Raw genomic sequence first — 20,852 nt, 5'->3', positions numbered from 1 at the left:
TGGGTTTACTTTTTATCTTTTTGAGTTAACCTTAACCATTTTACTGCCATACTTTTGAGGTTAAGAACCTTACTCATGAAAACGATCTTAAAATTTATTAAAATTTGGTATCAAAAAGTACTTTCAAGTATTGCTTTTTATCCTATTTTAATTGGTTTTTTATTCTTTTTACTAGCCGTAGTATCACTATCTCTTGAAAGTATAAAGTTGATTTCTGAATTTAAATCAAACTTTTCTTTTTTGTTCATTCAAGATAAAGAAACCTCGCAAACCATACTTTCTACATTAATAGGCGGAATTTTATCTCTCACCGTATTTAGTTTTTCAATGGTTATGGTAGTGCTTAACCAAGCTTCTGCTAATTATTCTCCCAGACTTTTACCGGGGCTGATTTCCGACAAAAGAAATCAGTTAATCTTAGGTTTTTATATAGGTACACTTACCTATTGTATGATTATATTAATCTCTCTAGGAGCATATGGTGTTAAAACAAATAGTTTTGGTCTTTCTACCATGATTTCAGCTATGTTAAGCATTGCTTGTGTAGGCTTCTTCGTATATTTTATTCACTCTATATCTCGTACAATTCAAATAAACACCATCATTAAAACTCTTTTCAGAAAAAGTGATAGAAGTCTAAATAAAGCGATTAAAGAACAATCAAAGGAAAATACAATAGCTATTCCAAAAAATATTCAAAATAAAGAATCTATTACTGCTAATACAACAGGATATTACAAAGATTTTGATAGTAGTTTTTTAGAACAATCGTTTATAAAAAACAACAATATTCTGGAAATACTCGTCCATCAAAATCAAAAGACTTGGGAGGGTGAAACTATTGCAAAAATCAATACTAATCTTTCAGAAGAAGCTATTAAAGAAATTCGCTTATGTTTTAATATTGTAAATGATAGGTTAGAAAGTGAAAACAGCGTGAGTAACATGGTAAAACTCACAGAAATTGCTGTAAGAGCCCTTTCTCCTGGAGTTAATGATCCTGGTACTGCTATAGATGTTATTAATTATGTAGGCATTCTTTTGAAAAAAGCAGCACAATTAACCGATACCTATTGTATCAATCCTAAAGGAAACTTAAAAATAATTCACCATAACGTTCCTTTTAAAGAAATCTTCAGAAAAGTTATTCAACCTATCCGTTTGTATGCTAAATCAGATGCTTCTGTAATGTATGAACTTATCAGCATGCTTACACATTTAATGAAAACTGCTAAAAGCGCAACTACTAATTATGAGCCTATTGTTACTAACGAATTAAACAATATTAAAAACGATATAGAAACTCATATTTCAAATCCTGATGATTTAAAAAACCTGCTACAAGCAATGAAATAAGTATTACTATATCAAAATCTATTGTGTTAATCATTCTTTCAAATGAGCAAACAGATGGCGATTTTCATTTTTAATTTTGTCAAAAAACAAGATATTATGAAAGTTCAAGCCTATTTAGCCTTTAGAGGCGAATGCCAAGAAGCATTAAATTATTATGCAGATTTGTTTGATGCACAAATTGTAAACAGACAAACTTACGAAAACTCAAAACGTGATATTCCGGAAGACTATCGACACAATTTAGAACATGCCGAATTAAAAGGAAAGGGAATTCATCTAATGGCTTATGATGCCTCTCCAGACACTCCTTTAAACAACGGAAATAACATTCATTTAAGTGTAGATTTAGAAGATGAGCAAAAAGCTTTAAAAATCTTCAATAAATTATCTGAAGGAGGAATAATCCATGAAGAATTCAGAGAACATGAATGGAATGCTTTGTACGGTCGTTGTACCGATAAATACAAAGTAGATTGGATGGTTAATTGTAAACTGTAACAGTTTACAATTAGCTTCAACACTTATCATTAACATAACCTTAAAACTCAAACACAATGGAAAGTTCAGATAAAAAGAAGTATAATTCTGATGTTACAAAAGAAGAATTACAACGTTTAAACGATGATCATATCAGAAACGATGGTGGCGATGACTCTATTTTAAAGAACAGAAAGAAACCAGTTGATTTTACAGGGAAAGATTTAGATATTCCTGGTAGAAAATTACCGAAAAACACTACTAAAAAGACCTTAAAAGATGAAGAAAATCAGCTTTATAGTCAAGGTAGTGAACACAATGAAAATTTAGAAGATTCCATTTAACACAAAACATGTACTTCAGAAAAAAACATGGAAGAGGTTTTACTATTAAAAATAACCAAGGTAAAACAATTAAAAACCAAAAAATAAGAAGTTGGATAAACTCTTTGGTAATTCCTCCTGCTTGGACTGAAGTAGAAATAAGCGAAGATCCAAATGCTGATTTGCTAGTAACAGGTCGTGATGACAAAAACCGAAAACAATACATTTATCATCCAAATTATATAGAGAAAAGAAATCAAAAAAAGTTTGATCGTATAATTGATTTTGCTGATAATCTTGAACACATGCGAAGAGTTACAGGTCAGCATCTTCGTACTAAAAAAATGAACCGAAACAAAGTACTTGCTGTAATGGTTCGTCTTTTAGAAACTGCTTTTTTTAGACCCGGTAATGAATACTACTCAAGTGAAAATAATACGTATGGGCTCACCACTATTAGGAGCAAACACTTAACTATTCATGGCAATGAAATGATTTTTACGTATACCGGAAAATCAAATAAAGAACAAGAAAAACATATTGTTGATGCTCGTTTAACAAAAATTGTTCAGGAATTGGATGAAATTCCCGGATATGAAATCTTTAAATATTTTGATGAAAATAACAATAAAGTTGATGTTAAAAGTGACGATTTAAATGCCTATATAAAAGAACATATGGGAGAAGAATTCTCTGCTAAAGATTTTAGGACCTGGGCAGGAACTATTATTGCTGCCATAGCTTTGGATGACATTGGTGCTGTAGACAAGAAGGATCAAAAAGTAATTGATAAAAATATTAAAGAAGCAATTGTTACAGTTGCAGAGAAACTTGGTAACACACCTGCTGTTGCTAGAAGTTCATACGTTGATCCTAGAATAGTGGATGAATATGTAAATGGTAAAACCATTAATTACTTTAAGAATGAAGTTGATAAATTGCTTTCCGAATCAAAATCTTTATCTAGAGAAGAATTGGGTGTATTGGTCATGCTAAAAAACAGTTTAAAGAATAATTAAAATTCCCTATAATTTTTAATCCAACGTATTTTCAGCCTAACAAAAACGGTACTCTGTAATTATACAAAGTACCGATAGATTTTTATTTAATTTTAATTTTAGTGTTTTCCTTCTTTTATTTCTTCAATAAGTTTACTATTAAAATCCGGAAGATCATTAGGATTTCTACTAGTTACCAATCCCTCATCACAAACCACACTTTTATCATGCCAATTTGCTCCTGCATTGATTAAATCATCCTTAATACTATTATACGAAGTCACATCTCTTCCCTTTACAACTTCAGAACTTACTAATAACCAAGGCGCATGACAAATAGCTCCCACAGGTTTTTTAGCTTCAACAAAAGATTTTACAAAATCTAATGCAATTTTTTTAGTTCGTAATGTATCGGGGTTCAATACTCCTCCTGGTAATACTAAAGCGTTGTAATCATTAGCAGTTACTTCGTCTAGCGTTCTATCAACCGTAATTGAGTCTCCCCAATCACCGTCCTTCCATCCTTTAATCTCTCCTTTTTCTAAAGAAACTATGTGCACATTTGCTCCTTCATTTTTAAGAGCTTTCATAGGTTCAAATAATTCTGACTGTTCAAAGCCATTGGTAGCTAAAATTGCTACATTTTTAGAATTTAATTTCATAATTTTAAACTTTTAGGTTATTGTACTTTCTTTATAAATGAGGATTCATTTTTGATTTCTTTTTCTCAAGTTGATCTTTTAAATCACGTACCGTTTCATTAATAGCTTCTTCAAAACTACCTTCATCTGACGAAGCATACATCCTTGGTCCGGGTACACTCAAACGAATTCCGCAATGATGTTGCTTTCCAATATCTTTATTATCTTTTTTCAAAAAAACATCACCTCTTATAACAAACGAGAAGCGCTTTTCTATTTCATTTAAATGTTCCTGTATAATTTGTTCTAAACGATCACTTTGACTCACGTTTACATATTCATAAACTATTTCCATTTTTGCTATTTTTTAAATTATTTGGATTGTAAAATTATTTGATTTCACACTCAATCATTTGCTCAAAACCTAATAGTTTTAGCTCATATCAATGCTTGATCTAATTTTATTTTGTGAGTAAATGAGTTAACTTTAAACTTCTTAGAGCTAATTTTTACAATGCTTTAAAATTATTTTTGAACTCAAATGAGTTACTATGCCTAAAAATTATTTTACATCAATTCTATTCTCTGTTCTCTTTCTTTTATCCTCATGTGCTTCTTATAAAGCGCAATACCAAGAGGAAAAATCAAAAAATGTAACTATACCCAATAAAGAAGTTCTTAAAACCATTTATTTGATAGGAGATGCAGGATATTCACCTACTAATGACTATTCCTTAGGACTTACTGCTTTCAAAAACCATATAAAGAATAAAAAAACTGAGGGAGACTTGCTTTTATTTTTAGGAGACAATATTTACCCTGTAGGATTACCCAAAAAAGATTCAAAAAAAAGAAAAGCAGCTGAAAACAACTTAAATGCACAGTTGAATGTTGCAAAAGATTTTAACGGAGAAACCATTTTCATTCCTGGAAATCATGATTGGTATAATAACGGATTAAAAGGTTTGAAACGAGAAGAAAAATATGTTGAAGATGCATTAGGCAAAAACACTTTTTTACCCGAAAATGGCTGCCCGTTAGAAAGTGTAGATATTGATGAAAACATACAACTAATTATTATTGATACTCAGTGGTATCTTGAAAACTGGAATAATCATCCAACTATTAATGATGATTGTGAAATTAAAACTCGCGAACGCTTTTTTGAAGAAGTGGAAGGAGAACTAAAAAAAGCTCAGAATAAGACTATTGTTTTTGCCTTACACCATCCTATGTATACAAACGGAACTCATGGCGGATTTTACGGAGCATCAAAGCATTTATATCCGATGCAAAACAATATTCCTATGCCTGGTCTCGCTTCATTAATAGTACAAATCCGTTCTCAAGGTGGAGTTTCAATTCAAGATAGATATAACGAGCGTTATAATGAATTGATGAATCGATTAGAAGCTTTGTGTATTGGTGTAGAGAATCTTGTTTTAGTTTCTGGTCACGAGCATTCATTACAATACATAGAAAATGAAGGTATAAAGCAAATTGTATCAGGTTCAGGATCCAAAAAATCAGCAGCAGCATTAAATAACAACGGATTATTTTCGTATGGTGAACAAGGATTTGCAAAACTAATTATTTATAAAGACGGTAGTAGCTGGGTAGAATTTTACAGCCATAAAAACACCTCTCCTCTATTTACAAAAGAGGTTCACCCTCCATATAAACATTACGATGTTTCTCACTTACCCAATACATTTCCTTCAACAATAAAAGCATCAGTTTACTCTAAAGAAGAAACAAATGTTAGTGATTTTTTTAAAACTTTTTGGGGTGAACATTATCGTGATATTTATAGTAAAAAAATTGAAGCTAAAGTAGCTACTTTAGACACCTTGTATGGTGGATTGGAAATTGTAAGAAAAGGAGGTGGTCATCAAACAAAATCTTTACGTTTAAAAACCAAAGATGGTAAAGAACTTAATATGCGAGCACTAAGAAAAAGTGCGAATCAGTATCTTCAAACGGTATTATTTAAAGACAAAAACATTCAAGATAATTATGAAAAAACAGCGGTAGAAAGGCTGATTTTAGATTTTTACACAGCAGCACATCCTTATGCTTTTATGGTGGTTCCTGAATTATCGAATGCTATAGGAGTACTTCATACCAATCCAGAAATTTTTTATATCCCTAAACAAAAATACTTAGGAGAATATAACAAAGATTTTGGCGATGAACTTTATTTAATTGAAGAGCGTCCTGAAGAAAATTATAGTGAAGAGCGCACTTTTGGATATGCCGATGATATTGAAAGCTCTCATGATATTATTGAAAAAATAAGAAAAGACGAAAAATATAAAATTGATGAAGAAGCCTATATAAAAGCAAGGTTGTTTGATATGCTTTTAGGTGATTGGGACAGACATCAAGATCAATGGCGTTGGGCACAGTTTGATCAGACGAATGGTGATAAATTGTACCGTCCTATCCCTAGAGATAGAGATCAGGTTTTTGCAAATTTTGATGGTGGTGTATTAGATTTTATGCGTTTTATTTCAAGTTCTTCTAAACAATTACAAGTATATGATGATGATATAGAGGATGTGGAATGGATCAACAATGCAGGTATAAAATTAGACCGAACATTGGTACAAAATTCTGATGAGCAAACATGGGTTAAAATGGCCAAGTTCATTGAAGAAAACATTACAGATGAAGTAATAGAAAAAGCTTTTTTACAAGTGCCTGAAGAAGTAAGAGATACTACTCTAGAAGAAATTAAACAAAACTTAAAAGGCAGACGTGGAAACTTAGTTGATATTGCTAAAAGATATGCAGATTTTTTAAATACACTCGTCATTTTAACAGGTACAGATAAAGATGATTTTATTGATATTATTAGAGAAGAAAAAAATAAAACACACATTATTATTTCTAGAAACAAGAAAGGAAAAAGGGGCGAAATAGTAGTTGATAGAACATTAGAGAGAAAACAAACTAAAGAAATTTGGGTGTATGGCTTAGACGATGACGATCAGTTTTTTGTAAGCGGGAATCCACAAAATCCTATAAAAATAAGACTGATTGGTGGTTTAGGGCATGATAAATACACCATAAAAAATGGAAGAAAAATAAAAGTATACGATCATAAAAGTAAAGCGAACACTATAGAAAAAAATAAAGGAGCCGATATTAATTTTACCGATGTTTATGATTACAATTTGTTTGATTATAAAAAATACATCACAAAATCGGGTATGTTTGCCCCTTTAGTTGGTTACAATCCTGATGATGGATTCTCAACCGGTATTACCATTTCTAAAACGAAAAGTGGTTTTGAAAGAAATCCGTTTACTTATAAGCATCAAGTAGCAATTGGTTATTATTTTGCAACCAATGGTTTTGATATTCGATATAAAGGAGAGTATAGCTTAAACGGCCAATGGAATCTTCATTTAAACGGAGTGTACACCACAAATAGCTTTACCAATAATTTCTTTGGTTATGGAAATGAAACTGAAAATTTTGATGATGATTTAGGTTGGGATTATAACAGAGTAAAAACCAGTATTTACAGTCTAAAACTAGGTTTGTTAAAAAAAGCTCCTTTTGGTAGTGATTATGGCGTGCAAACAACGCTTGAAGGTATTAAAGTAAATCCTACAGAAGGAAGGTATATAACAGATCTATATCTTGATGAAAATAACGAATTTTATGAACGTCATTATTTTGGAGGAATTGAAGCTCTTTACACCTATAAAAGCTTTGATGATAAAATGAACCCTACAAAAGGAATGAATTTTAACTTAGAAATAGGCGCAAAAACACAATTTGAAGATACAGATTATACTTTCGGATACATCAATTCTGGAATTGGATTTTACAACAGTCTTTCTAAAAACAGAAAGCTGGTCTTAAAAACAGACGTAAACACCCAATTGCGTTTTGGTGATGATATTTTCTTTTATCATGCAGCTAATTTGGGCGGTAGAAATGGCTTACGTGCCTACAGAAATGAACGTTTTACTGGAAAACATTCTTTAGTAGGAAGTGCAGATATAAGATATAGTTTTAATCGTTTTAAAACTAGATTGATACCCATTCAAATAGGTGTTTTTGGAGGCGCTGACACTGGAAGAGTTTGGGCTGAGAATGAAACCTCAACCCAATGGCATGCTTCTTACGGTGGTGGTTTTTGGGTAACTGCAGCAGACTCTGTTTCTGGTACCTTTAATTTCTTTACAGGAAAAGAAGGATTACGCTTCTCTTTCGGATTTGGCTTTAATTTTTAAACCTTATTCATCTAAACTGAAATAATATATCTTACCTCCTTTATGCTTTGTTTTTTCATCAGCAATAAGAATTGTAGAGTCATCTTTAAAACTCATTCCTTCTTTTTGTGAATTGTGGTTAAACATTATTTCTTTTACAGAACTTTTGTGGAACTCATCATTCTTAAAATTGGTAAGTAACAATATACTTTTATGAGTAAGTAGTGCTATTTCTCTACCATTTGTAGCTATATCTGCAGCCGTTATTTCGCTATGTTTTCTTTTTAGTTTTAGCTCACCTAAATATGTAGCTTCCTGCTCTCCTACTCTATTTTCAACCTTAAAAATCTTTGTTTCACCATTTTCTTTACTAAAAACATAGAAATGATTATCCCGTATAAAAAAAGCTTCAAAATCATATGATTTTTTCTTTTTTGGTAAACTAAAGCTAATCACTTCAGCTTTAACAGTGCTATTTTCTACATTATCTAGTACAATTTTATAGATTGAATAGGTTTTTCTTTTTCGAGAATTATCTCCAAAGTCACCTATATAAAGAGTTCCGTTTTTATCTGCTGTAATATCTTCCCAATCGTTATTTTTTACATTAGTTATCCTAATTTCCTGAACTTTATTTCCATTTTCATCTAATCCGTATAAAATGGGTTTATTTCCTGCATCTTCTATCACCCAATACAAATTACTATTTGAAACTAATTGCAAGCCAGAAACTTCTTTTAAATCCTTATCTACTTTGGTAATGACTTCAATGTTTTGTGTATGTACACAGCTTATTGACATGAAAAATGTAAAAAATAATCCTAACCATTTTTTTATAGTATATACTCTCATCATAACTCTTTAAATTCTTTATTTTATTATTTATTTTTAATTTTATTTTCAGATAGTCGCTTTACCACTCCTCTAGCCCATAGTATCTGACGGTTTCCAAAACATTCAGAAATAGCATCGACTCCAAATACGCTTCCTATTGTTAATCTGCCTAACATAGATATATTTTTATATTCTGACTCATTATTGGAAACCGCTACTGCATTTTTTAAGATTTTAGTTCCTAATTTTTCATGAACACTTTTTAAAATTCCTTTTTTAACCAAATTTTTAATTAGTGGTGTTTTAACTTCCAATAAAGTGGGATTGTCTAACACAGTGTTGATCATAATATTGGCTGTAATTTCTGTATCCTCAGCATCTAACTCCCATCCTTTTTCAGTAAGTGCAATATCCGGATCATCAATTACTCTTACTGTAAGAATCTTTGCATCCATTAACGCAATTAACTGTTGTAAACTTGCTACTGGCGGGCCAAAAGTTAAACGCTTACATTTTTGATCTAACGCTATAATATCTGCCATAATTTCTGGTGGAAAATTGGTATGAGAAAGCTCTTGATATAAAGTAGGGTGAAAATGCCTCCATACTTGCCCAATACAATAATCTAGTGTTATATTGGCTTTACCGCTAGCCATTAACACATACTGTTCTAATTGAGATTTAATGGGTGTTTCTGGTGACATACATAACTCATTATTCTTATCATGCAAAACCCAGTCCACAATAAGGTTTTCAATAGATACTTCTTTTAAATCTACATACAAATGGTTTTCTAAATTAAGATAAACCTCAGCTATTATAGGTGCCATTGCTTTAACTAAAAAATCAGGAGATTGTACTTTATCTATATTCTCTTTGGCTTTTGTTATTTGGCTTATCAGTTGATTTTTTTGTTTTTTACTAGGTAAAAACCAAGAATCGACAATTTCATTGAATGGTTTAGGGTGCATGGGTAACCCGTTTAATGAAAACGGAATTAACTTCTTTGGTGTATTTCTTCCTGAGATGTAAATCATTTTATCACCTGGCTCGTTAACATGACTAAAATTTCCTCCTGATTCTACTGCAATAGCTCTTACCACATCCATCATTGACAACCCAAAGCCACGAAGAGCTATTTTACTCTGTGCATTGATAATTTTACCATTTAAGAATTCATTAATCGGGTAAGGTTTTTGAAAAAATGAGGTAGAATCATTCTTATTCGCATACTCAGTCCAACGCTTTATTTGTTCATGAGTTTCCGTGTTTTGATGACCAATTGTTAACAATACCTCATCTGCCAAGTACTCATTTTTTTGAGATGTTAGTAATTTGACTTGGTTATTCTTACATTCTATGTCTATTACCTCTTCTTGTTGTTTCTGTATTACTCCTGCTTTTGAAAGTCCTTCATACAAAGTAGTAAAACGTTCATTTAAGTAGGTTCCTAACTCACTTCTTTTTGGATAATAATCAGCTTTTGTTTTATCAGTTTTTTCTAAGTTTAACCAGTCTTGAAAAGAAGGAAAACTTGGTATTTCATTCTGATTATAATTAAAAGATTCTCGCTTTTCAATAGCAACTTCTCTACCTGCTACGTTTAACCAATTAGCTGAATTTTGCTCACAATTATACACTTGTCCATTTCCGAAGTTACCTGTACGCTCAAAAACAACTGTTTTTACAAGAGTTGAAATGGTGGATTTTGATAGCTCAGAATATAAGCTTTCTAAAGCTGAAAGTCCGCGAGGTCCACAACCTACAATAGCTATTTTTTTTTCAGTAGTGCTCAAAAGTGAAGATTAAAAAATTGAGTTACTAATTTACTTATAATTTCATGTAAGTAATTGACTCATATAGTTTAAAAAGTAACTATAAAGAATTACTCCAAATGTGTTAATATTTTTTTCTTTAGGACAAATAAAACAGCTTAATAAGCATAAAATTTGTATGATTAAGAAAAGTTAAATATGTAAAAAATGAATTTATCATTAAAATTAACCAGGTATATGAAACGAGCCATTTTAGGCGGAGTCATTGCTTTAGGCGTACTGAGTGTGGGTGCCTATATTATAGGACATGTTAGTGGCTACGAGGCTAAAGTACTTCTTCAAAAATCTTTATCGGGTATCAATGTACTTTCCAACACTATTATTCTTGCGTCTGCAACTATACTCGCTTTACTATTAACTGTATTAGGATTAAGTTCAAATATCAACAATAAACTTAAAAAAGCACATTATCATCATATTCTTTTGGTTGCCAAATTTGATACTGTAGTTTTTATCGCTTCTTTGGTTAGTTTTTTAATTTTTAATCTTCCTATAACCGAATCTGATAATGTGCCTCAAAACTGGTTTACTATTATTTATTACACCACATTAGGAGTATCAAGTGTTCTAGGTTCTTCTTTAATTGTTGTAGTTATCATGTTGTACAACACTATTTCTAGTATGATTAGAACTATTGGTTTAAACGAAAGTATTCTTATTCATGCCGAAGAAGATGAGGATGACGAAAATAATGAAAGGTAACATTGTTCTAACACTCAAAACATTTTAAAAGATTCTCATCAACATCTTTTCTTTCGCATCCTTTTAATGGCGAATTTAACAATGGCTTTTTATCAATAGCTCTTTTGAATCTTTTTGAAATATTGATAAGGTTATCTCTTCGTGTTTTTATTTTATGAATAATACTTGCTCCATCATGTTTATACAATTCTTCATTCCAGACTGAAAAAGCTTTTTCAATAGCCTCATCGGTCAACAGCTCTTGTAATTTTTGCGCTTGTTGGATAAATTCTATTTCGGATGTTTGGTATAAAAAATACACATCAAAATCATACACTAAACCATCAATATGCTCTATTTTTTCATCAAAAGGTCTTAACTGTTCCAGTACATTCTTATTTGATATGATAGACGGAACAAAACCATCCATCTTAAAAAAAGCATTGTCTCTATCCGTTGCAATAGGATATGCTGTATATTTTTCATTTATTTTTTGCACTGCCCATCCCCACTGTTTTGCATGTCTATCCCAATCGCCAATTATAAGATCAAACAATCTAGCTCTTATGAGAGTTGGCTTATGAATGTGTAAATTCTTTCTGCTTTTCATTTTTAACTCCTGAAGATCTTCTGTATCAATAATGGTAAAAATACTGTCAATAGTGGTCCAGTTCACACTTCCTTTGTTTTCATACTCTAAATAATATAATCTATTTCCATAATTATCATTGTATTCTTTTAATGATTCTTGCTTTGGAACAAAAAACATTTTAGGATGTGTATGTAAAATTTTAGCATTATTGGCTAACTCAGCTACCACAGGTGCAGCATAAGGATGTTGTGAAGAAATACCGTCAATAACAATATTTTGCAATCCCAACGTTTTAGCAAATTCTGGTATTAATGGTGCCGGATTTTTATTTATACTTCTTAACGTATAGATTATTCCGTTGTTAGCTTGTAATCGCAACGATTGCGTTTGGTGTCCGCCTCCTTCTTTTAGTATTTGTATACCTCCATAAAGTGTATCCAGAAATAAAATGGGAGTTTTTACCGGTGTGTTCCATGCATCTCTATAATTTTCTCCTTGCATCAGTTTTTTAATAAAACCCGCTTCATATAAATTACTGGCACTAACAGTAACGGTTTTATAATTTTTAAAATTTACAGTATCAATTTGAGAGAAGTTTAATATATGGCAGGTATCTTGTTTTTTTGAAGTACTTCCTACAGATATGTATAACAATACAATTATTAAAATTATAGCAATTGCCAGTATGCCTACAACCTTTTTCATACCGTAGTAATTAAATTATTTTTTGCAGCATGTTCTATGGCTTCCTCAGTATTTTTAATAAGCTTTACTTCTACATGGGTATTATTTTCAATGAGTTTTTCAATTACCTCCATTTTCTTTTTATCATTTACCGTTCGTATATAAATGACTTTGATTCGGTTTGGAAATTGTTTTGCTACTTCAATATAAATTTCGCTATCAATATCCACAGCATCTCCAATAAGAATAAATGGTAAATAAGGGTAAGCATTGAGTATATGTGAAATTTTTAAAAATTTATTCCTTTCTAAAAAAGAGCTTTTTCTTTTGTTTTCAAAGCCAATGTCTCTGAGAAGTAACGGACCTTTAGGAAAATGATGATACGCTAAAAAACGAGTTAAATATTCATGAAGATTCCAAGGACTGTTTGAAAGATAAAAAAACGGATTTTCTTTTCCGCCTGTAGATCCTTTTGATAATTTCTGATAAAACTCTTGCACTCCTTGTAAAGGTAGTCTGGCATTACTATGTTTAAAAAAAGAATTGACAATTACTTTCCATTTAAATCGAGAAGTGAGCCCTGTTTCAATAACAGTTTCATCCATATCGGTAATAATACCGTAAGAAGCGTCTTTGGATGGATATAATACGTAATCTACTACTTTAAAATCAGGTTTGTTATTGAGGTAAAGTTGATAAGTAACAGGAATCCATTGATTTTTATTCTGATTGATCAGCTCAAGATTGTGCGGACTTTCTAAATAGATGTAACCTTCTTTATCTGAATGTAAGTCAGCAATTTTTTTCTTATCGATTAAAACTTTCACATTTGAGTCCGGAATTTCATCCGTTTCAAATCGTTTGTAAGAATTGTATACGTTTCTTATACATCCTCTGTCTTCTTTATCTTCAATTCCCTCATCTTCAAGTACGCGTGCCTGTGAAAAAATATGTGTATCATTAGCATATCCTCCAAAAGGCATGATGATAATAGGATCATTATCTTTAAATAAATTAGATATGAATTTAAACACTTTTTCCATTAATACTATTCGTTATAAACGGATGAATAACTCCCTATAAGCAAGTAGGTATTGTAAATAAATAAGCAATGTTATTGTTAACCCATGCTTTAAGCCCACTACCAAAGGAGGAAAAATTATATTTAATATAATACTAAACAATGACATAGTTATGAGTTTTAATATCATTTACAAAATTAATGAGCATTTAAACAAAAGATTAACTCAAAACATTTGAGTTTTAACTCTATCATTCTACAGAAAAAAATCTGGTTTTAAAATGATTACATTTGTAGTAAGAGTGTTACTAGTAACACTGCAAATAAAAACTGACTATGTTAGAACTACCCTTTGTTATTGATTTAGAAGCACCTACAAACATTGAAAGTTTATTTCCGGAGGCGCTATCTGATTTAGAAATTAAAATGGCGGGAGCTCCGTATAATAATCACTATGTACATGCCACTAAAGCTTTTCAAGGTGTTTTTTTATCAGAAAACAAAATTCTCGATTTAAATTATGTAAATAAATCGCCTGCTCAATTATATATTGATGCATGTAGCTTAATTTTAAGTAAGTACTATCAACAAAATGCTCAAATTTTTGATGATGCTATCGTAGTAATTAAAAATGGAAGTTTTAAAACCTTTTACAAGGTATCTTTTATACATGAATTTGCTTCCATTCAGCCTCAAAACAAAACTATACCTCTTAGTAATGAAGATATAGCATTATTAATGCAGAATTATGATAATATTGATTTATGGAAAGAAAAATTCCCTATTAAAAGCTATATTTTTAAAGGCTTTAGTATTCTGAATTTTACAGATATTACGGATCAATATTACAAAAACAAACTTTCAACTTTATTACTTAAAGACGGTAATCATACAATACAAAAAATTGAGTCTATTTTAAAATCTTTATTTAAAATAGAGAATTTTTCATTGGGTGTTTCTGTATTTAAACTGAAAAAAAACAAGTGGATGTATTCTCCTTTTAATACGGATGATAGTTTGCTTTTCAATCCCAATACTAAAGAAATTGAAAATTACTATAATAGCACTATTGGTTATCAGCTTTTTGATGTTTTTAAACCTTTAATAATACAGACCTCTAATAAAACTTATCATACCACAGAAAATGAAGAGTTTTTAAATACAGTTGCAGATAAAAAGCTAAAAAGCATCGTGTTAATTCCGCAATTATTTCACAATAAAAAGCATGCATTTGTAGTGGAATTAGGTTTTAATAATGATGAATACCTAACTAGTAAACAGTTGTTTTTGATAGAAAGCTTTTTACCTTTATTAAAAATTAATTTTGAAAGACAACTACAAAAATATGATTACTTGATAGATGCTGTAATACAAAGAGAATGTACTGCAATACACTCCAGTGTAAAGTGGAAATTTGATGAGGCTGCTAAAGAATTTATAGAAGAACAAGAAAAATATGGAAGTGTTGTAGATTTTAAAGATATCGTTTTTAAAGATGTATATCCTCTTTACGGACAGATAGATATTAAAAGTTCTTCAAAAAAAAGAAATATTGCTGCTGCTAAAGATTTTATTCTACATTTTAATGTTTTGGATAAACTGTTGGATAATTTGAATGAAAAACATTTGCTTATAAATTATAAGTATTTAAAAAGAAATATTAAGAAGCTAAAGAAAGAACTCAATATTAAAATAGATGCTCAATTAGAATCAACTATTCATGAGTTTTTAAATGAATATGCACACCCTACTCTAATTGATTATTTGAAAAATTATGAAAAAGACAGCCATGAAATCCTTTCATATTTTGAAAAGCTTGATGATACAGATTCCGTGTATTATTACCGAAAGAATTATGATAAAACAGTGAATGTTATTAACAAAAGATTAGCTACTTTTTTAGATACAAAACAACAAGAAGCACAGTTAATTCATCCACATCTTTTTGAACGTTATAAAACAGATGGTGTAGAACATAATATTTACATAGGAAGTTCCATTAATGAGGATATAAAATTTAAACCCGAACATTTAGAAAAACTTCGTTTATGGCAACTTAGAACAATGTGCCAAATGGAACGTTTTTTTAATGATAATAAGCATCAATATCCTGTTTCTTTAGAAATGGCTTCTATGATATTGGTATATAACAAAACACTTGACATTCGTTTTAGAAAAGACGAAAAGCTTTTTGATGTTGACGGTTCTTATAATGTTCGTTACCAAGTAATGAAAAGTCGTATTGACAAAGCCTTTATTAAAAACACCGAAGAAAGAATTACTCAACCTGGAAAAATAACTATTATGTTTGATCATACAGATGTTGAAGAACTATACAGAAAATTCATCAATATCTTACAACAAGAAAATCTTTTAAAAGATGAAGTTGAACTTTTAGAAGTTGAGCAATTAAGAGGTATTTCAAGTTTACAAGCTTTACGTGTTTCTATTGCCTATAGTTAATTATAAAGTAATGGTATTTCTTAGGAAAAAAGCCAAAGTAAAAGCCAGTACTGAAATAATGATACCAGACATAAACGTTAAATAGGTATACCTAAGCAATCGGTATTTTTCATTTAAAACCACACCTAAGTAATATAAATCTTGTGTTAAAGTATTGTACACATTCTCTTTCTCTTCTATCATTGCATCAAAAGCTTCTTTGAATTTATCAAATTCCATTTTATGAAAATTTCCAAAAAAAGCTAAATTTACTTTTTGTCTTTCCAGTTCTTCTTCTGTAAACTCTCCTCTGGTTACATTTGGTTGTGTCGCTTTAATAGACATGATCATAGACATGATTGAAAAGAACACAAAAATAATAGTAGGTAGTAATAGATACCTATTTGATGGGTCGTTAAGTTGTGATAATAAATTGGCAATGATTAATGATATAATAATAGCATTTACTGAAAGTAAGATATTTGCTTTTGAATCTGCTATATCACTTAATTTTATATGGTTTCTTAAAGCTACCCTATACAACGTTTGAATACTTCTTTCTGGGTTTTCTTTTCTGAATTTTTCTTTGTAGTAAGCCTTTTTTTTCTCCTTTTCTTCGTTCTTTTTTTCTTTTTTGCTGTCTTCTATAAGTTTACTGATGTTTCGTTGCTTTCTATTTTCCCAATTCTTGACCGCGTAAGTACTGTAAAATCGATGTTCTTTAGTATAAAATGTAAGTTGTTTTTGTCTCCATTCAACATCCGAAAAAGATTCATTAGCATGCACTTCTAATTCACTTTTTATCAGTTCATTAAAATCTTCAAAACGTTTATGAGCCACTGCAAAATGCTTCACATCTTTACAAATATTTTCTAATTCATTAGAAGACGGTTTTAATTCATCGGATGCTTTTATGCATTGCAAAACAGTATTTTTTACTTCTTCTTTAATATCTGTTGATTGTAAATAGCCTTTTGCTATACCAATACTTTCTTTTGTAGGCTCTTTAAAAGAAGCTATATAACCCGTATCTTGAAACAACACAGCAAGCCTTAAAATACGCTTCTCTTGCTCTGTAAAATCTTCTTCTTTAAATATGTCTTCTAGCCTTTCTAAACTTCTCTCTGTATGTAAATAATTATGATACAACATAGTTGTAGGTAACGACTTTTTGAACAACTCAATGATATATTGTTGAGCATTAAGAAAAACTTTATCTTTAATAATTTCTTTTTCTTCATTGTTGGGAGTAGTTTCTTTTGCCATTATCTACAATTTAGATTAGTAATTACTTATGATTTATTTAATATATACCGTTTTTTTGTTTACAAACTCATGAATCCCTTCTCTTGAAAGCTCTCTTCCGTAACCTGAGTTTTTAGTCCCTCCAAACGGTAATCTAGGATCTGATTTTACCAGTTCATTGATAAAAAAAGCTCCGTCGTTAATATCTCCTATACGTTTTCTAGCTGTTTCTATATCTTTGGTAAACATCATAGTTCCTAATCCGTATTTTGTATCTGAAGCTATTTCAATAGCTTCCTCCAAATCTTTAACTTTTATTATGGCTGCAACGGGTGCAAAAGTTTCTTCATCATAAATTGGCATACCTGGTTTTACATTGGTAACTATTGTTGGTTCAAAAAACGACTGAGATATTTTTCCTCCTAAAACCACTTTAGCTCCTTGTTTAACGGATTCTTTTACTTGTTTTTCGGCAGTTTTTAATGCTTTTTCGTTTACTAAAGGTCCCATATCTGTATCATCATCCATAGGATTTCCTAATTTTATTTTTTCAGATTTCTTTTTAAACTCTTCTAAAAAACGATCATAAATTCCCTCAGTAACTATAAACCTTTTAGCTGCAATACAACTCTGTCCCGCATTTTGCATTCGCGCATTTACTATTGTGTCTATATGCGTATCTAAATCAGCATCATCTAATAGTATACAAGCATTATTCCCTCCTAACTCTAACACACATTTTTTAAGATTTTTAGCTGCTAGAACTGCCATTTCCTTACCTGCTTTTTCGCTACCTGTTAAAGATATGGCTTTCACAATATCACTTTCTACCATACTTTCTATAGATTTATGATCTGCAACTACTGCTTGATACACAAAATCTGGATAACCTGCTTCTTTAAAAAGAGATTCTATTGCTAACGAGCACCCTGTTACACTGCTAGCATGCTTGACAATAACCGTATTGCCCGCCAATGTGGTGGGGATAGCAAATCTAAATACTTGCCAAAAAGGATAATTCCATGGCATAACGCCTAAAATACAACCTAACGGATCATAGCTTACAAAACTTTCTTGCGCTTCTGTTTTTATAAGTTCATCAGATAAAAACTGCTCTCCATTCTTTGCATAAAAATCACATAACCAAACACATTTATCTATTTCTGCAATGCTTTGTGATAAAGGTTTTCCCATTTCTTCAGTAATGAGTTTTGCATAAGTTTCTTTTTTATCATTTAATAGCTCTGAGAGGCTATTTAACAATTCAACTCGGTCTGAAATGCTTACATATTTCCAATCCTGAAAAGTGCTATCTGATTGTTCTAAAATTTGATTTAGATCTTTATTGGTATAAGTAGAATATTGTTTTATCTCTTTATTTGTAAAAGGATTTATGGAAGCGATCTTATTTTTCATTACGTAACGTTTTGTGTGTATAAATTAACTAATTATATAGAAATGCTATATAAAATACTGACTACAAATTTATTTTTGTTGTCTTTTATGAATTGACTCATTTAAAAATATTATTAACGCTTTTATAATTCTTGACGTAATAAGAAATAATTAATCATCTTTCAATTTTAAATAGTCCACGACTTAAAAAACTCCAAAAACATCTTATACAAAGAGGTCAGTGGAGTTCCTTTATCTTATCCTGTGCAAACTTATAAATGATGTTAAAGTTAGAGTGTTTTTACAAGAAAAGAATCATTTTTTTGATCGTTTGTTCTATGGTTCTGAAACCATAAAAACTACAAACAACAACTTCATTTCTATGTTAGTTTTTTATGTAAATCTATAAAAATTATTCAACTACATGTATTAAGTTTTGTTCATCCATTGCTAATACTACCAAATTTACATAATCTGAAACAGTATCTTCTATAGATATAGGATCCGTAATATCAACATAACCTTTCCAAATTAATCTTTTAGCTTCTGTTTCACATACACAAAATAATTCAGTTTCTGCATGGTATATTTGGTAGTTTTCATAATACTCAGGATTATGAATAATATCTTGGTAACTGTAATATTCTTCTTTAAAATCTCTGTAAGTACCTTCTATGTTTTTGTAGGATTGAGCTAATCTAGTCTTACTATCAGAACCAATTACTTTAGTAAATAAAATAGTATCAAAACCATCATTAATTATTTGTTGTTCCATTTTATCAATATCTTGTTCTGTTTTCTTTTCAGAATTAAAATATTCATAACTTGCTACTGCTATAATACCTCTACGCTCATATTCACTTTTAAGCTCATTTTCAAATTTCTTACGTGCATTATCATTGGACGTTAAACCTATAATCAACACTTTATTAGGGGTATAAACCTCAATATCTGGGTTTTTCCAATTGTTGATTAAATCAGCGCTTGAACAACCAAAAAGTAAAACGAAAGCAAGCAAAAATTGTAAGTTTTTCATATTGATAAGTTTCTTAATTATTTATGGATTTAATGATTTTTTATCTAAAAAAGGTTTTACCGTTTTAAATAATTGTTTTTTGTAGTTCTTATGATTTTTAAAATGTTCCTTTAACTGAAAAGCAAGCTCTTTATGATGAATTTTGTATTCTTTTTCTTTTTCAAATTCATCTACTCCATCTACCAATATTTCAAGCTTATTTTTATGCTTAATTACTTCTTTTTTGAGTTCGGAATTTTCCTTTTTCAAGTTGCTTAAAAGCTCTGCTAAGTCTCTACTAACTGAAAAATCTTCATTTTTTAACAACTGTAATGTAAACAGCAACATTAATTCTTCAAAAAAATAGTGTTCATCTTCTATAAATTGAAGTTCAGACTCCCATTCAATAGTAGCTACATGCATATCCTCTGGACTCATCCATTGAATATATTTGATAGTATTTGTAATCATAATGATAAAAAAAGCAGGGATAAACTCCCTGCCATTTTGTTTTTAGTTTACTTTAATTACTTTTTTAACCGGAGTTTCATCATCTTCTTCTCCTTTTATCAACTTCAACTTTAAAATTCCGTTTTCGTAATTTGCTTCAATATTCTCGTCTAAATCTACTGAATCTGGAATAGATATTGAACGTTTGAAAGACCGATAACTAAACTCTTTTCTTGAGTATTTTTCTTCATCTTTTTCTTCTTTCTCTTCCTTTTTTTCTGCACTTACTTGCAACACATCATTTTCTACTGACACCTCAAAATCTTCTTTAGAAAATCCTGGAATAGCAAATTCAATTTCAAAATTTTTCTCATTCTCTTTAACGTTCATTGCTGGCATTTGAGTTTCTTTTTTAAAAAACTCATCATTAAACATACTATCTAATTTCATGAAATCTGGAGAAAAGAAATTATCTCTTAAAGAAAATAGTAGGTCATTGCTCCAAGGAGAACGAAAACGGTTACTCCATGGAGATACATTTTTATTTGTGCTCTTTCTTTTAGCTAGTGTACTCATTTTTTCTTGTATTTAGATTAAACTTACTTTTTTATATTAGTACCTCTAATTTACGCTA

The 20,852-nt window shown here is 30.2% G+C and carries 19 protein-coding genes; 7 read left to right on the top strand and 12 right to left on the bottom strand.

The window, feature by feature from the left end; translation table 11 throughout:
- Positions 1-75 precede the first annotated feature (75 nt).
- The 4 genes from SLH33_RS00880 (at position 76) to SLH33_RS00865 (ending at position 3,175) form a co-directional block, all read left to right on the top strand.
- Positions 76-1,356 (top strand): DUF2254 domain-containing protein, encoded by a 1,281-nt coding sequence (locus tag SLH33_RS00880; protein ID WP_320417170.1) that lies wholly within the window; start codon positions 76-78, stop codon positions 1,354-1,356.
- 96 nt (positions 1,357-1,452) lie between these two features.
- Entirely contained in the window at positions 1,453-1,854 is a 402-nt protein-coding gene (locus tag SLH33_RS00875; protein ID WP_320417169.1) for a VOC family protein, read from the top strand.
- A gap of 56 nt (positions 1,855-1,910) precedes the next feature.
- Positions 1,911-2,177 (top strand): hypothetical protein, encoded by a 267-nt coding sequence (locus SLH33_RS00870; protein ID WP_320417168.1) that lies wholly within the window; start codon positions 1,911-1,913, stop codon positions 2,175-2,177.
- 8 nt (positions 2,178-2,185) lie between these two features.
- Positions 2,186-3,175 carry a DNA topoisomerase IB gene (locus SLH33_RS00865; protein ID WP_320417167.1) on the top strand — a complete coding sequence of 330 codons (990 nt, stop codon included), beginning with the start codon at positions 2,186-2,188 and terminating at the stop codon, positions 3,173-3,175.
- A gap of 98 nt (positions 3,176-3,273) precedes the next feature.
- On the opposite strand, the gene SLH33_RS00860 is transcribed toward SLH33_RS00865, so the two are convergent.
- Positions 3,274-3,816, bottom strand: coding sequence for a type 1 glutamine amidotransferase domain-containing protein (locus SLH33_RS00860; RefSeq protein WP_320417166.1), 543 nt, complete (start codon positions 3,814-3,816; stop codon positions 3,274-3,276).
- Between the two features lie 31 nt (positions 3,817-3,847).
- Complete coding sequence (locus SLH33_RS00855) at positions 3,848-4,150, bottom strand: HPF/RaiA family ribosome-associated protein (RefSeq protein WP_320417165.1); 303 nt, start codon at positions 4,148-4,150, stop codon at positions 3,848-3,850.
- 196 nt (positions 4,151-4,346) lie between these two features.
- Between SLH33_RS00855 and SLH33_RS00850 the strand changes: the two genes are divergently transcribed.
- Positions 4,347-8,045: a metallophosphoesterase gene (locus tag SLH33_RS00850; RefSeq protein WP_320417164.1), complete on the top strand. Its 3,699-nt coding sequence runs from the start codon at positions 4,347-4,349 to the stop codon at positions 8,043-8,045.
- A 3-nt stretch (positions 8,046-8,048) separates the two neighbouring features.
- Here SLH33_RS00850 and SLH33_RS00845 read toward each other — a convergent pair whose 3' ends face one another.
- Together SLH33_RS00845 and SLH33_RS00840 are read right to left on the bottom strand one after the other, a co-directional pair.
- On the bottom strand, positions 8,049-8,879 hold the full coding sequence (locus SLH33_RS00845; protein ID WP_320417163.1) for an SdiA-regulated domain-containing protein: 831 nt from the start codon (positions 8,877-8,879) through the stop codon (positions 8,049-8,051).
- A gap of 23 nt (positions 8,880-8,902) precedes the next feature.
- Positions 8,903-10,654 (bottom strand): FAD/NAD(P)-binding protein, encoded by a 1,752-nt coding sequence (locus tag SLH33_RS00840; protein WP_320417162.1) that lies wholly within the window; start codon positions 10,652-10,654, stop codon positions 8,903-8,905.
- 186 nt (positions 10,655-10,840) lie between these two features.
- On the opposite strand from SLH33_RS00840, the gene SLH33_RS00835 reads away from it, so the two are divergent.
- On the top strand, positions 10,841-11,395 hold the full coding sequence (locus tag SLH33_RS00835) for a hypothetical protein (protein WP_320417161.1): 555 nt from the start codon (positions 10,841-10,843) through the stop codon (positions 11,393-11,395).
- A gap of 7 nt (positions 11,396-11,402) precedes the next feature.
- Here SLH33_RS00835 and SLH33_RS00830 read toward each other — a convergent pair whose 3' ends face one another.
- Genes SLH33_RS00830 through SLH33_RS00820 form a run of 3 tightly spaced genes read right to left on the bottom strand, consistent with a single transcriptional unit; the run spans position 11,403 to position 13,840 of the window.
- Complete coding sequence (locus SLH33_RS00830) at positions 11,403-12,671, bottom strand: hypothetical protein (RefSeq protein ID WP_320417160.1); 1,269 nt, start codon at positions 12,669-12,671, stop codon at positions 11,403-11,405.
- Positions 12,668-13,693 (bottom strand): App1 family protein, encoded by a 1,026-nt coding sequence (locus tag SLH33_RS00825; RefSeq protein WP_320417159.1) that lies wholly within the window; start codon positions 13,691-13,693, stop codon positions 12,668-12,670. The genes SLH33_RS00830 and SLH33_RS00825 overlap by 4 nt, the downstream gene beginning before the upstream one ends.
- Before the next feature lie 12 nt (positions 13,694-13,705).
- Entirely contained in the window at positions 13,706-13,840 is a 135-nt protein-coding gene (locus SLH33_RS00820; RefSeq protein ID WP_320417158.1) for a YqaE/Pmp3 family membrane protein, read from the bottom strand.
- Between the two features lie 167 nt (positions 13,841-14,007).
- On the opposite strand from SLH33_RS00820, the gene SLH33_RS00815 reads away from it, so the two are divergent.
- Positions 14,008-16,134, top strand: coding sequence for a hypothetical protein (locus tag SLH33_RS00815; protein WP_320417157.1), 2,127 nt, complete (start codon positions 14,008-14,010; stop codon positions 16,132-16,134).
- Here SLH33_RS00815 and SLH33_RS00810 read toward each other — a convergent pair whose 3' ends face one another.
- The 5 genes from SLH33_RS00810 to SLH33_RS00790 form a co-directional block, all read right to left on the bottom strand.
- Positions 16,135-17,379 (bottom strand): Pycsar system effector family protein, encoded by a 1,245-nt coding sequence (locus SLH33_RS00810; RefSeq protein WP_320417156.1) that lies wholly within the window; start codon positions 17,377-17,379, stop codon positions 16,135-16,137.
- Positions 17,380-17,412: 33 nt separating this feature from the next.
- Positions 17,413-18,774: an NAD-dependent succinate-semialdehyde dehydrogenase gene (locus tag SLH33_RS00805; RefSeq protein ID WP_320417155.1), complete on the bottom strand. Its 1,362-nt coding sequence runs from the start codon at positions 18,772-18,774 to the stop codon at positions 17,413-17,415.
- A gap of 391 nt (positions 18,775-19,165) precedes the next feature.
- Positions 19,166-19,789 carry a hypothetical protein gene (locus SLH33_RS00800; protein WP_320417154.1) on the bottom strand — a complete coding sequence of 208 codons (624 nt, stop codon included), beginning with the start codon at positions 19,787-19,789 and terminating at the stop codon, positions 19,166-19,168.
- A 21-nt stretch (positions 19,790-19,810) separates the two neighbouring features.
- The gene (locus tag SLH33_RS00795) at positions 19,811-20,239 is read right to left on the bottom strand and encodes a hypothetical protein (protein ID WP_320417153.1); all 429 of its coding nucleotides are present in this window, start codon (positions 20,237-20,239) and stop codon (positions 19,811-19,813) included.
- Positions 20,240-20,281: 42 nt separating this feature from the next.
- The gene (locus SLH33_RS00790; protein ID WP_320417152.1) at positions 20,282-20,794 is read right to left on the bottom strand and encodes an Hsp20/alpha crystallin family protein; all 513 of its coding nucleotides are present in this window, start codon (positions 20,792-20,794) and stop codon (positions 20,282-20,284) included.
- Positions 20,795-20,852 lie beyond the last annotated feature (58 nt).

The sequence above is a fragment of the Tenacibaculum sp. IB213877 genome, assembly GCF_034043975.1.
GTDB lineage: Bacteria > Bacteroidota > Bacteroidia > Flavobacteriales > Flavobacteriaceae > Polaribacter.
Note: the sequence above shows the minus strand (reverse complement) of the source record. Positions and strands in the feature narration are given on the sequence as shown.

Excerpts from the sequence above, each read along its gene's own strand:
- SLH33_RS00865 (WP_320417167.1), top strand. The coding sequence starts at position 2,186 with ATGTACTTCAGAAAAAAACATGGAAGAGGTTTTACTATTAAAAATAAC.
- SLH33_RS00825 (WP_320417159.1), bottom strand. The coding sequence starts at position 13,693 with ATGGAAAAAGTGTTTAAATTCATATCTAATTTATTTAAAGATAATGAT.
- SLH33_RS00820 (WP_320417158.1), bottom strand. The coding sequence starts at position 13,840 with ATGTCATTGTTTAGTATTATATTAAATATAATTTTTCCTCCTTTGGTA.
- SLH33_RS00835 (WP_320417161.1), top strand. The coding sequence starts at position 10,841 with ATGAATTTATCATTAAAATTAACCAGGTATATGAAACGAGCCATTTTA.
- SLH33_RS00815 (WP_320417157.1), top strand. The coding sequence starts at position 14,008 with ATGTTAGAACTACCCTTTGTTATTGATTTAGAAGCACCTACAAACATT.
- SLH33_RS00830 (WP_320417160.1), bottom strand. The coding sequence starts at position 12,671 with ATGAAAAAGGTTGTAGGCATACTGGCAATTGCTATAATTTTAATAATT.
- SLH33_RS00795 (WP_320417153.1), bottom strand. The coding sequence starts at position 20,239 with ATGATTACAAATACTATCAAATATATTCAATGGATGAGTCCAGAGGAT.
- SLH33_RS00810 (WP_320417156.1), bottom strand. The coding sequence starts at position 17,379 with ATGGCAAAAGAAACTACTCCCAACAATGAAGAAAAAGAAATTATTAAA.
- SLH33_RS00860 (WP_320417166.1), bottom strand. The coding sequence starts at position 3,816 with ATGAAATTAAATTCTAAAAATGTAGCAATTTTAGCTACCAATGGCTTT.
- SLH33_RS00845 (WP_320417163.1), bottom strand. The coding sequence starts at position 8,879 with ATGATGAGAGTATATACTATAAAAAAATGGTTAGGATTATTTTTTACA.
- SLH33_RS00880 (WP_320417170.1), top strand. The coding sequence starts at position 76 with ATGAAAACGATCTTAAAATTTATTAAAATTTGGTATCAAAAAGTACTT.
- SLH33_RS00800 (WP_320417154.1), bottom strand. The coding sequence starts at position 19,789 with ATGAAAAACTTACAATTTTTGCTTGCTTTCGTTTTACTTTTTGGTTGT.
- SLH33_RS00805 (WP_320417155.1), bottom strand. The coding sequence starts at position 18,774 with ATGAAAAATAAGATCGCTTCCATAAATCCTTTTACAAATAAAGAGATA.
- SLH33_RS00790 (WP_320417152.1), bottom strand. The coding sequence starts at position 20,794 with ATGAGTACACTAGCTAAAAGAAAGAGCACAAATAAAAATGTATCTCCA.
- SLH33_RS00855 (WP_320417165.1), bottom strand. The coding sequence starts at position 4,150 with ATGGAAATAGTTTATGAATATGTAAACGTGAGTCAAAGTGATCGTTTA.
- SLH33_RS00875 (WP_320417169.1), top strand. The coding sequence starts at position 1,453 with ATGAAAGTTCAAGCCTATTTAGCCTTTAGAGGCGAATGCCAAGAAGCA.
- SLH33_RS00850 (WP_320417164.1), top strand. The coding sequence starts at position 4,347 with ATGCCTAAAAATTATTTTACATCAATTCTATTCTCTGTTCTCTTTCTT.
- SLH33_RS00870 (WP_320417168.1), top strand. The coding sequence starts at position 1,911 with ATGGAAAGTTCAGATAAAAAGAAGTATAATTCTGATGTTACAAAAGAA.